Annotated in this window: 12 protein-coding genes; 8 read left to right on the plus strand and 4 right to left on the minus strand. The window is 73.1% G+C overall.

Annotated features, from left to right (window positions below):
* Positions 1-38 precede the first annotated feature (38 nt).
* Positions 39-620, minus strand: a complete 582-nt coding sequence (locus P3T37_RS15515) for a TetR/AcrR family transcriptional regulator (RefSeq protein ID WP_280724221.1) — start codon at positions 618-620, stop codon at positions 39-41.
* Positions 621-801: 181 nt separating this feature from the next.
* On the opposite strand from P3T37_RS15515, the gene P3T37_RS15520 reads away from it, so the two are divergent.
* Positions 802-1,764: an SDR family NAD(P)-dependent oxidoreductase gene (locus P3T37_RS15520; protein WP_280724222.1), complete on the plus strand. Its 963-nt coding sequence runs from the start codon at positions 802-804 to the stop codon at positions 1,762-1,764.
* 155 nt (positions 1,765-1,919) lie between these two features.
* Here P3T37_RS15520 and P3T37_RS15525 read toward each other — a convergent pair whose 3' ends face one another.
* The gene (locus tag P3T37_RS15525; protein WP_280724223.1) at positions 1,920-2,909 is read right to left on the minus strand and encodes a WYL domain-containing protein; all 990 of its coding nucleotides are present in this window, start codon (positions 2,907-2,909) and stop codon (positions 1,920-1,922) included.
* Between the two features lie 163 nt (positions 2,910-3,072).
* Between P3T37_RS15525 and P3T37_RS15530 the strand changes: the two genes are divergently transcribed.
* Complete coding sequence (locus tag P3T37_RS15530; protein WP_280724224.1) at positions 3,073-3,495, plus strand: VOC family protein; 423 nt, start codon at positions 3,073-3,075, stop codon at positions 3,493-3,495.
* A 101-nt stretch (positions 3,496-3,596) separates the two neighbouring features.
* Here the strand turns inward: P3T37_RS15530 and P3T37_RS15535 are convergent, their stop codons facing one another.
* Positions 3,597-3,968, minus strand: coding sequence for a helix-turn-helix domain-containing protein (locus P3T37_RS15535; protein WP_280724225.1), 372 nt, complete (start codon positions 3,966-3,968; stop codon positions 3,597-3,599).
* 92 nt (positions 3,969-4,060) lie between these two features.
* On the opposite strand from P3T37_RS15535, the gene P3T37_RS15540 reads away from it, so the two are divergent.
* Entirely contained in the window at positions 4,061-4,900 is an 840-nt protein-coding gene (locus tag P3T37_RS15540) for an NAD(P)H-binding protein (RefSeq protein WP_280724226.1), read from the plus strand.
* A gap of 173 nt (positions 4,901-5,073) precedes the next feature.
* Here the strand turns inward: P3T37_RS15540 and P3T37_RS15545 are convergent, their stop codons facing one another.
* Entirely contained in the window at positions 5,074-5,877 is an 804-nt protein-coding gene (locus P3T37_RS15545; RefSeq protein ID WP_280724227.1) for an NAD-dependent epimerase/dehydratase family protein, read from the minus strand.
* 171 nt (positions 5,878-6,048) lie between these two features.
* Between P3T37_RS15545 and P3T37_RS15550 the strand changes: the two genes are divergently transcribed.
* Genes P3T37_RS15550 through P3T37_RS15570 form a run of 5 tightly spaced genes read left to right on the plus strand, consistent with a single transcriptional unit; the run spans position 6,049 to position 13,174 of the window.
* Positions 6,049-7,953, plus strand: coding sequence for a non-ribosomal peptide synthetase (locus tag P3T37_RS15550; protein WP_280724228.1), 1,905 nt, complete (start codon positions 6,049-6,051; stop codon positions 7,951-7,953).
* Positions 7,950-10,889 carry a type I polyketide synthase gene (locus tag P3T37_RS15555; RefSeq protein ID WP_280724229.1) on the plus strand — a complete coding sequence of 980 codons (2,940 nt, stop codon included), beginning with the start codon at positions 7,950-7,952 and terminating at the stop codon, positions 10,887-10,889. Before P3T37_RS15550 ends, P3T37_RS15555 begins: the two co-directional genes overlap by 4 nt.
* A 41-nt stretch (positions 10,890-10,930) precedes the next feature.
* Positions 10,931-11,134 (plus strand): MbtH family NRPS accessory protein, encoded by a 204-nt coding sequence (locus tag P3T37_RS15560; RefSeq protein WP_280724230.1) that lies wholly within the window; start codon positions 10,931-10,933, stop codon positions 11,132-11,134.
* Positions 11,131-12,417: an MFS transporter gene (locus P3T37_RS15565; protein WP_280724231.1), complete on the plus strand. Its 1,287-nt coding sequence runs from the start codon at positions 11,131-11,133 to the stop codon at positions 12,415-12,417. Before P3T37_RS15560 ends, P3T37_RS15565 begins: the two co-directional genes overlap by 4 nt.
* On the plus strand, positions 12,410-13,174 hold the full coding sequence (locus P3T37_RS15570; RefSeq protein WP_280724232.1) for an alpha/beta fold hydrolase: 765 nt from the start codon (positions 12,410-12,412) through the stop codon (positions 13,172-13,174). The genes P3T37_RS15565 and P3T37_RS15570 overlap by 8 nt, the downstream gene beginning before the upstream one ends.
* The last annotated feature ends 2 nt before the right edge of the window (positions 13,175-13,176 follow it).

The following is a 13,176-nucleotide window of genomic DNA, read 5'->3' on the forward strand; positions in this document are numbered from 1 at the left end:
GGAGATCGCCCCTTCGGGGTCCAGTCGCGACAGGTCGGTCAGTCGGATGCGGCGCGGTAGCGGAGGCCGTCCATCAGCAGGTCGAGGAGGCGTGCCATCCGGGCGCGGTGCTCCGGGGTCGTCGCGGCCAGGGACAGGCCGCTGAGGCTGAACAGCACGTCGGCCGGCTCGACGTCGGCTCGCAGCACGCCTGCGGCGGCCCCGGCCTGCAGGAGTTCGGTGATCGCGGCGGTCAGCATCGCGCGGCTGTGCGAGAACGGGTCGCCGCCGGAGGCGATGAGGGCACGCAGTGCGTCGGACATCCCGCGTTTGGTCGTCATGTAGTGGACGAACCCGTCCATCCAGGCGCGCAACGCGGCGTCAGGTTCGGTGGTTTCCAGGAGCTCCATGGCGGAGTCGCAGAGTTTGGCGAGCTCGCTGCGATAGGCGGCCTCCACGAGTTCCTCGCGGGTGGCGAAGTGGCGGTAGAGGGTGCCGATGCCCACGCCGGCCTCCTTGGCGATCGCTTCCAGCGTCACCTCGGGCCCGTCCTGGGCGAAGGTCCGCGCGGCCACCTCGATCAGTCGGTCGCGGTTGCGGCGCGCGTCGGCGCGCAGCGGCCGGGGGTTGGCGGTGGTCACGGCGGTTGCTCCCTCGGGTCTGCGGGCGGTCGGCCGACTGCTCCGCTCGGGCGCGGGCGGTTGCAAGCGGAGGCTCCTCCGCTTAGCCTGGAGATATGCGGAGGGTCCTCCGGTTATCACTCTACCGGCCGCATGCCCCCGCGCACCCCGGCTCCAGACCCCCAGCCAGACGGGAACGACGATGAACACCAACATCCCCGCCCCACGCCTCACCACCCCCTTCGGCGCCGAGTCCACGGCCGCCGAGGTCGTCTCCGGCATCGACCTGACCGGCCGCCGCGCCGTCGTCACCGGCGGAGCCTCCGGCATCGGCGTCGAGACCGCGCGCGCCCTCGCCTCGGCCGGCGCCCAGGTCACCCTCGCCGTCCGGGACCTCGCCGCAGGCGCCCGCACCGCCGAGGACATCGGCGCGACCACCGGCAACAGGGACATCCACGTCGCGGCACTGGACCTGGCCGATCAGGCATCCGTCGCCGCGTTCGTCGCCGCGTGGGACGGGCCGCTGCACATCCTGGTCAACAACGCCGGCGTGATGGCCTCGCCCGAGCTCCGCACGCCCGAAGGCTGGGAGCTCCAGTTCGCCACCAACCACCTCGGGCACTTCGCGCTGGCCACCGGTCTGCACGCAGCCCTGGCGCAGGACGGCGGCGCGCGCGTCGTGGCCGTCAGCTCCAGCGCCCACCACCGCTCCCCGGTCGTCTTCGAGGACATCCACTTCCGCGAGCGCCCGTACGAGCCCTGGTCCGCCTACGGCCAGTCCAAGACGGCCAACGTCCTCTTCGCCGTCGAGGCCGCCAAGCGCTGGGCCACGGACGGCATCACCGTCAACGCCCTGATGCCCGGCGGCATCCGCACCAACCTCCAGCGCCACGTATCCGACGAGGAACTCGCCCGACTGCGCGCCCAGGCCGCCGGCGGCGCGGAGCTGAAGTGGAAGACGACGGAGCAGGGAGCGGCGACCTCCGTCCTGTTCGCGGCCTCGCCACTGCTGGAGGGCGTCAGCGGCCGCTACTTCGAGGACTGCAACGAAGCCGTCCGCGGCGAACTCGGTGCCCGCACCGGCGTCGCCGACTACGCCCTCGACCCCGAGGCGGCCGCCCTGCTCTGGCAGGTCTCACGCGACACCCTGGGCACCCGCGACTGACTCCCCAGCACCGAGAAGCACAGCAGACAACACCGGCGCCGCGGGCGGGCGGGCGGTCCGTGAACGTCGGGGCCGTCCGGGCGGGTCTCAGGGTTCGATGTCCTCCAGGTCCGCGAGCAGGCTCGGGTGGGTCAGCTCTGGTGACCAAGTGGCGTTCAGGGCACAGGAGTTGTGTGGGTGGCGTTGGTGTAGCGGGTGGCGAGGCGGGCGAAGGCGTCGTGGAGTTCCGGCGGGCCGATGACGTGGATGTCCGCGTCGAAGCGGCCGAGGGCAGCGGCCAGGCCGGTCCACGACCAGGAGCCGAGGGTGAGCCGACAGCGGTCGGGGCCGAGTTCTTCGACGACTGCGTCCTGGGCGAAGCGGGCAGCGGTGGTGGCGGGAAGGTCGAGGATGACCTCGCCACGGCAGGGCCAGTCGGTGGTCGTGCCGTCGGAGCCGCGGAATCGGCTGGTGACGAAGGCCGTCACGTCGCCTCCGGGCAGTTCGCGTGGGGTGAAGCGGGGCCCGGTCGGTGTGCGTGGGTGGATGCGGTCGACGCGGAAGGTCCGCCAGTCGTCGCGGTCGAGGTCCCAGGCCAGCAGGTACCACCGGCGGTGCCAGGCGACCAGGTGATGGGGGTGCACCCGGCGGCGCTGCGGCGCGTTCGGGGCCTTCCGGTCCTGCGCGTAGTCGAAACGCAGTTCGTCGCGGGCGTGGATGGCGGTGCTCAGGTCCGTGAGGACCCGGGTGTCGACCTGCGGGGCGTCGCCGGTCTCGGGTGGATGGACGGTGGTGACGCGCAGCAGGTCCATGCGGTGGCGCAGGCGGGCCGGCATGACCTGGCGGATCACGGTCAGGGCACGGGCGGCGCCCTCGGCGAGCGTGCCGGTGCCGCCGGCGGCGCTCTGCAGGGCGAGGGCCAGGGCGACGGCCTGGTCGTCGTCGAAGAGCAGTGGGGGCAACTGCCCGCCGGCGTCGAGCCGGTATCCCCCGGCTGGGCCCTTGACGGCTGTGACCGGGTAGCCGAGTTCGCGCAGGCGGTCGATGTCGCGGCGGACCGTGCGCACAGTGATGTCGAGCCGTACGGCGAGCTCCTCGCCGGACCAGTCGCGGCGTGTCTGGAGCAGCGAGAGCAGTGCGAGCAGGCGCGAGGAGGTTTTCTGCACGTCCGCCATTCTGCCTCCGGTAGAGGACGCAACCTGTCCGCTACTCCTGTCACGTTGGTCCCACAGCCGCCGAGGCGGGCGCAGCCACAGGTCACGGTGGCCGCGCTGCGCGTCTTGCGTCGCGGCGGCGCACATCCGAGGAACCAAGATCAAGGAGCGGGCCATGTCCGTCACGACCACCACCCACCTGAACTTCCGGGGGGCCGCGCGCGAGGCGCTGGACTTCTACCAGTCCGTCTTCGGCGGGAGGGTCGTCGCCGTCACCTACCGGGACGCCGGCACCGTGCAGGACGAGAACGAGGCGGGCTGGGTCATGTGGGGAGAGGTGGTCGGGGACAGCGGCTTCCACGTCATGGCCTACGACGTGCCCTCCCGACTGCCGTGGAACCAGGGTGAGCAGCCCTTCTTCGTCTCCGTACGCGGCGACGACACCGACGAGATCAGCGCCCTGTGGCGGAAGCTGGCCGAGGGCTCGACGGTGGTGCAGCCCCTGGCCGCCGCGCCGTGGGCGCCGCTGTACGGCATGCTCACCGACCGCTTCGGTGTGACCTGGGTCCTGGACGTCACCGCCCCCTACCGCGGCTGACCCGCCCGAGCCGGTGCGACGAAGGGCAGACACGCCGTCGTCGCACCGGCCCGACGGGCTCGGTGGATGCGCTGTGGTGGATGCGCTGTGGTGGTCGGCCGCTATGCCGCGCTGCCCGGCGGGAGCCGCCGGGTAATCCGGTCGAACAGCTCCGCCAGCGGCTCGCCGACGTCCCGACCGAACTCGGTCAGCCCGTAGGTGACCTGGGGCGGCGTCGTCGGCTCGACCGTCCGCCAGACCAGGCCGTCCTGGACCAGCGCGCGCAGGGTCTGGGCGAGCATCTTCTCGCTGATGCCCTGGATGCTCTCGCGCAGCTCGTAGAACCGGAGGTCGTTGCTCTGCAGGGAGATCAACACCCAGACGCCCCACCTGCTGGTGACGTGGTCGACCACGTCGCGCGCGGGGCAGTCGGTGTGAAGCACGTCATACCGCTCTGCTGCCTCGGCCCGTGTGTGCTGCGCGCTTCCCGTCATGTGATGAGCTTACCCAAAGGTATGTCCTTACCAGGAGTTAGCCCAGCTCCTAACGTGAAGGCCACAGAGGACATCTGACGAAGGAACTGATCATGATCGTGGTGACCGGGGCTACCGGGAACGTGGGCCGGCCGTTGACGCGGGCGTTGGCCGAGGCGGGGCAGCAGGTGACGGCGGTGTCACGGCACGCGGCGGCGGTGCCGGACGGCGTCCGCCACGTTGCGGCCGACCTGGCCGAGCCGGCGGGCCTTGAGCCCGCGCTGGCCGGTGCGAAAGCGCTGTTCCTGCTGCTGTCCGGCGACCTGCACGCCGCCGGAGCGAGCCCGGCCGACATCATCGGCCAAGCCGAGGCGAGCGGGGTCCGCCGGGTCGTCCTGCTCTCCACGCAGGGCGTGGCGACCAGGCCCTTCGGCGCAACGCGGATCGCGATGCGCGTGCTGGAGGACGTGCTGCGGGGGTCCGGGCTGGAGTGGGCCATCCTGCGGCCGGGCGGCTTCGCCTCCAACGCCCTGTGGTGGGCCGAGTCCATCCGCGCGCAGCGGGTCGTCGCCGCTCCCTTCGGCGACGTCGGGGTGCCGATCATCGACCCGGCGGACATCGCCGAGGTCGCCGCGGCCTGCCTGCTGGAGGACCGGCACACCGGCGGCGTGTACGAGCTGACCGGCCCGGAGGTGATCACGCCGCGCCAGCAGGCGCAGGCCATCGCCGACGCGCTGGGCGAGCCACTGCGGTTCCACGACCTCACCCGCGACGAGGCCAAGGCCGCCATGGCCCACAGCATGCCGGCGGAGCTCGCCGAGGACACCCTGACCATCCTCGGTTCCCCGAGCCCGGCCGAACTACGCGTCAGCCCGGACGTCCAGCAGATCCTCGGCCGCGCTCCGCGCCCGTTCGCCGACTGGGCCGCCCGCAACACCGCCGCGTTCCGCTGAACGAGCCCGCATCCGCCAGCCCGGCGTGATCTGCCCCCGGCAGGTCGGGTCCGATGCTGCGGTTGGGGATCGAGCCGGTGGCGCTTCCATGAAGCCGCGAGCCAGGTTCCAGCGCCTGTCCCGCTCGGCCAGTGAGCAGGCGGGAACGGAAGTGCGCTGCACCGGTGGGAGTTTCATGCCGCCCGCCCGGTCCGTGAGTCGGCGATGAGCGCGGTGGCGGTGTCGATGATCGTCTGCTCGGTGGGGCGGGGATGCCAGCCGAGCTGGGTGCGTGCTTTGCCGCTGTCGACGAGCCGCGTGCGGCCGAGCTCGGGGAGCAGCAGCGCCAGCTGCGGGTTGCGCCGTGCGAGCAGCTTGACGACGAGGTCGGGCATGGTGCGCACGGGCACCTTGGCGGCTTCGTTCGGGAGCTTCTCGCGCAGGATACGGGCGATGTCCCGGTACCACAGGAAGGTGCCCGAACCGAGGAAGCGCTGGCCTGCGGCGGCCGGGCTCGTCATGGCGAGGATGTGGAGTTCGGCGATGTCGCGCACGTCGACGATGTTCCAGCCGATGTTCGGCACGGCGGGGATCTCGCGGGCGAGCAGGCGGCGGATGACCTCGACCGTTCCTGGTCTATTCGCTGTTCCCAGCGTCGGGCCCTGCATGAACGTCGGGAGGACGGCGGTCAGTTCGAGCCCGGTCGCGGCGGCGAGATCCCACGCGTCGCGCTCGGCGAGGATCTTGGAATCGGGGCACGCGCGAACCGGGGTGCCGGACGGCGCGGTCCAGGTCGTCTCGGTCGCGGGCGTGGCCGGGTCGCCGGTCAGCCCCATCCCGCCGACGGCCGCAAGCGCACCCTGGTCCTCACCGAACAAGGGCACGAACTGTGGGAGGCGCTCAGGACGCGGCTGCACGCCTCCGGGCTGTTCGCCGGTCTCGACGCGCAGGAACAGGCCACCTTGCTCGCGCTGCTGACGAAAATGCGAAACCCGCAACGGCCGTAGCTGACGGGCCGTCGATGGCAGCAGGTTGGCCGCGAGCCCGCCCCGGCCAACCTGCTGCCATCGACGGCCCCGGGCGCAGCAATGGGGTCGCGTTGGCGCCGTCATCCAGGCTCTGAAGCGAAGGCGGTCCGGTGGCCGCATCGCAGACTCGTGGAGGGCCGGATGGAAGCCGAACTCATGGACAGCCGAGCGGTCGCGCTCGCGCAGGTGGGGAACTCCGGGGCCGCGGCGTGCGTACCGCAGTTGTTCGAGGAGGTGGTGCGGGCCACCCCCGAGGCCGTGGCCCTCGTCGCCGGGGATGTGCAGCTGAGCTACGCGGAGCTGAACGCCGGCGCCAACCGGCTGGCCGATCTGCTGAGGGAGCGCGGCACCGGACCCGAGGGCGTCGTCGCGATCAGCCTGCCGCGCGGGCCCGAGCTGGTGACGGCGGCTCTGGCGGTGCTGAAGTCGGGCGCCGGCTATCTGCCGCTGGACCCGGCGCTGCCCAGGGAGCGCCGGGCGTACCTGCTGGCGACGGCGGGCATGCGAATCGTCGTCGGCCCGGACTCCGGGGACGGCCTTGAGGTGCTCGACCCCTCCTCGCTCGACCTGACGGGTCGACCGGCCGAGGACCACGCACCGGCGGTCGGGCCGGCCGACCTGGCTTACCTGATCTTCACCTCGGGCTCGACCGGCCGACCCAAGCCGGTGGCGGTCACCCACGGTTCGTTGGCCCACCACGCGCTGGCGGTGCGCGCCGCCTTCGGGCTCGGCAGCACCGACCGGGTGCTGCAGTTCGCCAACCCGGCCTTCGACGTGTTCGGCGAGGAGATCTACCCGACGCTGCTGGCCGGCGCGACCGTCGCCGTGGCACCCGACCCGGTCCCGCCGCCGACCGAGCTGGAGGCGTACCTGCGCAGCGAGCAGGTCACCGTGGCCAACCTGCCCACGCCCTACTGGGACCAGTGGGTGCGCGACCTCGACGCGAGCCCGCGGCCCGTCCCGCAGACCCTGCGGCTGCTGGTCGTGGGTAGCGACACCGCCTACACCCGGACCCTCAAAGGCTGGTGGCGGCACTGTGCGGTGACCGTGCTCAACGCGTACGGCCTCACCGAGACCACCATCACGGCCACCCTGCAGGCCTTCACCGGGCAGCAGTTGCCGGCCGGCGACACGCTGCCGATCGGCCGACCGCTGGGCGGCGCTGAGGCGTACCTGCTCGATGCGGAACTCGACCCGGTCGCCGCCGGCACCCCCGGCGAGCTGTACCTGGGCGGCGCGCTGCTGGCCCGGGGGTACGCGGGGCATCCGGCGCTGACCGCCGAGCGCTTCGTTCCCGACGCCTTCAGCGGGCGCCCCGGGGCCCGGCTCTACCGGACCGGCGACCTCGCGCAATGGCTGCCCGACGGCACGCTGGCCTTCCTCGGCCGGGCCGACGACCAGGTGAAGATCCGCGGCCAGCGGGTCGAGCCGACCGAGATCAGCACCGCGCTCTGCACCCACCCGGCCGTCCGCCAGGCACACGTCCGGGCCGTCGACGACGCGCAGGACGGCAAGCGGCTGGTGGCCTACGTGGTCGGCGAGGGCGTGCAGCCGGCCGAGCTGCGGGCCCATCTGGCGACGAGCCTGCCGCCCGCCATGGTGCCCGCTGCGTACGTCCTGCTCGCCGAGCTGCCGCTGACGCCGAACGGCAAGATCGACCAGCGCGCCCTGCCGCTGCCCACCGTGGCCGCCTCGTCCGTTGCACCTCCGCTGAGCGGTCTCGAGGAGCAGATCGCGGCGGTCTGGCGGGAGGTGCTGCGCACCGACCGGGTCGGCCCCGACGACAGCTTCTTCGACATCGGCGGCCACTCGCTGCTGCTGGTCCAGGTGCAGCGCAGGCTCGCGGACGTGCTCGGACACCCGATCCCCGGCGTCGCGCTCTTCGCGCACCCGACCGTGCGTCGGCTCGCCGCCCACCTGAGCCCTGCACAGGACAGCACCGACGCCGACGACGCCGACGACGCCGACCGCGCCGACGAGCGCCGCAACGGTCGCGCCCGGCTCCAGCAGCGCCGCGCCCGGCAGTCCTCGGGCGGTGCCCGTTGAGCACCGAGCCGCAGTACGTCGATCCGGACAGCCCCTTCCTCGCCGTCGTCGGGATGGCCGGCCGCTACCCGGGCGCCCGCAACCTGGACGAGTTCTGGACCAACCTGACCAAGGGCCAGGAGTCCATCACCCGCTTCCCCGGCGACGCCTGCGTCGACACCCCCGAGTACGTGCCCGCGCTCGGAGTGCTCGATGGCGCGGAGGAGTTCGACGCGGCCTTCTTCGGCTACTCGCCGCGCGAGGCGCTGATCCTCGACCCGCAGCAGCGGCTCTTCCTGCAGTGCTCCTGGGAGGCGCTGGAGGCGGCCGGCTACGACGCGAAGACCTGCCCCGGCGCGATCGGCGTCTACGCCGGCAGTAGCCAGACCTCGTACTTCGACACGCTGATGGCCAACCGCGAGCGGCTCGGCCCGGTGAGCGAGTGGCAGCTCCGGCTGGCTACCGGCATCGACTTCCTGACCTCGCGAGTCGCCCATCGGCTCGGCCTCACCGGGCCCGCGATCACGGTCCAGACGGCCTGCTCCACCTCGCTGGTGGCGATCCACGTCGCCGCGCAGGCGCTGCTCTCCGGCGAGTGCGACCTGGCGCTGGCCGGCGGGGCCTCGGTCAACGTGCCGCTGCGCTTCGGGGAGTACTCGGAGGGTGGCGTCATATCGCCCGACGGCCACTGCCGGGCCTTCGACGCGCAGGCGCGCGGGACGGTCGGCGCCAACGGGGTCGGCATCGTGGTGCTCAAGCGGCTGTCCGACGCCCTTGAGGACGGCGACCACATCCACGCCGTGCTGCGCGGGACCGCGGTGAACAACGACGGCCTGGACAAGGTCGGCTTCACCGCCCCGGGCGTGAGCGGCCAGGCCGAGGTGATCCGATCGGCCCACCTGGTGGCCGAGGTGGAACCGGCGAGCATCGGCTACGTCGAGGCGCACGGAACCGGCACGCCGCTCGGCGACCCGATCGAACTGGCCGCGCTCACCCAGGCCTTCCGGCGCGGCACCGACCGCACCGGCTTCTGCCGGATCGGCTCGGTCAAGACCAACATCGGGCACGCCGACGCCGCCGCCGGGGTGGCCGGCTTCATCAAGGCGGTCCTCGCCGTCGAGCACGGCCTGATCCCGGCCAGCCTCCACTACCGTGCGCCCAACCCCGAAATCCCGTTCGGGCAGAGCCCGTTCGTGGTCAACGCCGAGCTCTACGAGTGGCGGCCGGACGGCGGCGCGCCCCGGCGGGCGGGCGTCAGCTCCTTCGGCATCGGCGGCACCAACGCCCATGCCGTGCTGGAGGAGCCGCCCGTGCGACGGCGCACCGACGCCCCGCCGGCGGACCAGCTCCTGGTGCTGTCCGCCCGGACCGAGATTGCGCTCGGCACCGCCGCCGTCCGGCTCGCCGAGCACCTCCAGCGTCACAGCGAGCAGTCGACGGCCGACATCGCCTGGACGCTTCAGAGCGGCCGCCGCGCCTTCGAGCACCGCCGCTTCACCGTGGTCGCCGACCGTGCGGAGGCCGTCGAGACGCTGATCGCGTCCGAGGCGTCCGTCCGATCGGCGCCCGGCGAGCGCCCGGTGGCCTTCCTCTTCCCCGGGCAGGGCGGCCAGTACGTGGGCATGGGACGGGAGTTGTACGAGAGCGAGCCGGCCTTCCGGGAACAGGTCGACACCTGCTGCGCCCTGCTCGGGCCGGTCCTCGACCTGGACCTGCGCGAGGTCCTCTACCCCGTGGGCGAGGCCGCCATCGAGGCGGCCCGGGAGACCCTGCGGGACATGGGCGTGGCCCAACCGGCCGTCTTCGTGGTCGAGTACGCGCTCGCCCGGATGTGGCAGCACTGGGGAGTGCGGCCCGCCGCGGTGGCGGGCCACAGCCTCGGCGCCTTCGTGGCCGCGTGCGTGGCGGGCGTCATGACGCTCCCGGACGCGCTGCGCCTGGTCGCCGCGCGCGGCAAGCTGCTCCAGGGCCTGCCCGCCGGGGCGATGCTCGCGGTCCCGCTCGCCGAGCACGAGGTGTCCGAACTTCTGGTCGAGGGAATCGAGTTGGCCGCGGTCAACGGGCCGAGCCAGTGCGTCCTCTCGGGTCCGCAGGAGGCCGTCCAGCAGCTCTTCGAGCGGCTGACGACGGCCGGGGTCGACGCCCGGCGACTGCACATCGCGGCTGCCGGACACAGCGCCCTGGTCGAGCCGATCCTCACGGAGTTCGCCGCCCTGGTCGGCGAACTCGACCTGCGGGCACCGGCGTTGCCATGGGTGAGCGAGACCACCGGTGGCTGGGTGTCGATGGACGAGGCGCCGGGCGTGGAGTTCTGGACGGCGCACATGCGCGAGGCCGTCCGCTTCGGCGACGCGCTGTCGACGCTGCTCGCCGATCCCGACCGGATCCTGCTCGAAGTCGGCCCCGGGCGCACCCTGAGCACCCTTGCCCGCCGCCACCCGGCGCGCACCGAAGAGCAGTTGGCGCTGCCCAGCTTGCCTCACCCGTCCGACGACGTCTCGGCCCGGCGGACCGCCCTGGCGGCGGCGGGTCGGCTGTGGGCGGCCGGCACCGCGCTCGACTGGCCGAACCTGCACGACGGGAACCGCCCGCGCCGGACCCCGCTGCCGACCTACCCCTTCAGCCGGGACCGCTACTCACCGCTGCCCGGCACCCCGGCGCCCGCGGCTGCGGTACCGCCCGCGGCTCCGGTACCGCCCGCAGCGGCGGCCCCGACTGCCGCCGCCGAAGGCAGTACCGAGAGCCGACTGGCCGCGCTCTTCGGCCAGTTGCTCGGCCTGGCGGACGTCTCCGGGCACGACGGCTTCTTCGACCTCGGCGGCGACTCGCTGATCGCCGTCCAGCTCGCCGGCGCGATCCGGACCGCCTTCGGCGTGCGGGTGAGCGTCAAGCAGGTCTTCGGCGCCCCCACCCCGGCCCGGCTCGCCCGCCTGGTCGACGCGGCACCACGCGGTTGACCCACCGCCCCGACAGCACACCGACCTGAGAGAGGACCCCCATGTTCGAGAACGACGGCGACCGGCAGTACGACGTGGTGCGCAACGCCGAGGATCAGTACTCCCTGTGGCCCACCGGCCGTACCCTGGCGCCGGGTTGGGAGCGCGAGGGCAGCACCGGGAGCACTGCTGAGTGCCTGGCGCGGATCGAGGTTCTGTGGACCGACCTGCGACCCCTCAGCGTGCGCGAGCGGGCCGCCCGATGACGCAGACTCCGGGTGGGCTCTGGCGCCACCGGGGCTTCGTACGGCTGTGGAGCGCCCAGGCGGTCAGCGTGTTCGGGGCCCAGGTCACCGAACTCGCCCTGCCGCTGGCCGCCGTGGCCGTGCTGCGGGCCACCCCCTTCCAGGTCGGTCTGCTGGTCGCCGTCCAGTACCTGCCGTTCCTGCTGATCGGGCTGCCGGCCGGCGCCTGGGTCGACCGGCTCCGCCGGCGGCCCGTCATGATCCTCGCGGACCTGGTGCGCTTCGCGGTTCTGCTGGCCGTGCCGCTCGCCTCGCTCTGCGGGGCCCTGCGCCTCTGGCTGCTCTACCCGGTCGCCTTCGTGATCGGCGTGATGACGGTCTTCTTCGATCTCGCCGCGCAGTCCTTCCTGCCCGCGCTGGTCGGCGAGGACCGCCTGGTCGAGGGCAACACCAAGCTGCAGATCGCACAGACGGCGGGTCAGCTCGCCGGGCCGAGCGCCGGCGGCTTCCTGGTCCAGTTGGTCAGCGCGCCGCTGGCGATCCTGGCCAACTCGCTCGGCTACGCGCTCTCCGGGCTCTTCCTGCTCTCGGTGCGGGCCCACGAGGAGCAGCCGGTGCGCAGCGCCGACGCGCCCGGCCTGCTGGCGGAGGTCCGGGACGGGCTGCGGTACGTCTTCCGGCATCCGCTGCTGCGCCCGATCGCGCTCAGCGCCGGCATCGGCAACCTCTTCGGCCTGTTCGGCATGGTCCAGGCGATCCTGGTGCTGTACGCGGTCCGCGACCTCGGGCTCTCCCCCGCCGGGCTGGGCGCGGCGCTTGCGGTGGCCAACGCGGGAATGCTGGCGGGCTCGTTCGCCAACGGGCGGCTGGTGCGGCGCCACGGCGTCGGGCCGGTGATCGCGGGTGCGACCTTCGTGATGGGCTTCGCGATCCTACTGCTGCCACTGGCCTCGAAGGCCACCGCGCTGCCGGTACTGGTCACCACGATGGCCCTCTCCGGGGCCTGCGCGGCGGTCTTCAACGTCAACCAGGTCAGCCTGCGGCAGTCCGTCACACCGGCGCCGATGCGCGGGCGGATGACCGCGACGCTGCGCTTCGTGGTGTGGGGCGTGATCCCGGTCGGGACCTTCCTCGGCGGCCTGCTGGCCGGCCCGCTCGGCCTGCGCGGCGTGCTCTGGCTGGCCGGCGCCGGCAGCGTGCTCGCCGGGCTCCCGCTGCTCTCCTCCGCCGTCCGGGCGCTGCGGGTGATCCCGCAGGCCGCACCGGCCGGCCGTCCCGACCCCCAGGAGGCCGTCCATGCCTGATCCTCTCGACCACCCCCCGCGCTGGCTCGTCACCCGGCGCCGACGCCCCGAGGCCGCCGTCCGGCTGTACTGCTTCGCCCACAGCGGCGGCTCGGCGGGGGAGTTCGTCCGCTGGGGCGACGACCTGCCCGAGGTCGAGGTCTGGGGCGTCCAACTCCCCGGGCGCGGTTCGCGGTTCGACGAGGCGCCGTACACCAGGGTCGCGCCGCTGGTCGACGCGCTGGTCGAACAGGCCGCCTTCGACGGGCCGTTCGCCTTCTTCGGGCACAGCCTCGGCGCCCTGCTGGCCTACGAGACCGCCCGCGCCCTGCGCGAGCGCGGCCTGCCGCAACCCGAGCAGCTCATCCTCTCCGCCTACCCGGGCCCGCAGCTGCCCCGCTCGATCCCGCCGATCCACCACCTCAGCGACCGCGAGCTGTTCGCGGCCATCCAGGGCGGCTACGGCTCGCTGCCCGCCGAACTTGCCGACGACCCCGAGCTGTTGGCGCTGGTGATGGCCTCGCACCGGGCCGACTTCGAGATCGTCGACACCCACCGGCACCGCGCGGGCGAGCCGCTGGACCAGCCGTTCCACGTCGTCGGCGGCATCGAGGACCGCCTGACGGCCGAGGACCTGGCCGGCTGGCAGGAGCACACCCGGGTCCCGCTGAGGCTGAGCCTGCTGCCCGGCGGCCACTTCTACCTGCGCGATCAGCGCGCGGCCCTGCTCGACCTGATCCGCGACGCGCTGTTCACCGGCGCCCCCTCCGACCTGTGAAG

The sequence above is a fragment of the Kitasatospora sp. MAA4 genome (genome assembly GCF_029893355.1).
Lineage (GTDB): Bacteria > Actinomycetota > Actinomycetes > Streptomycetales > Streptomycetaceae > Kitasatospora.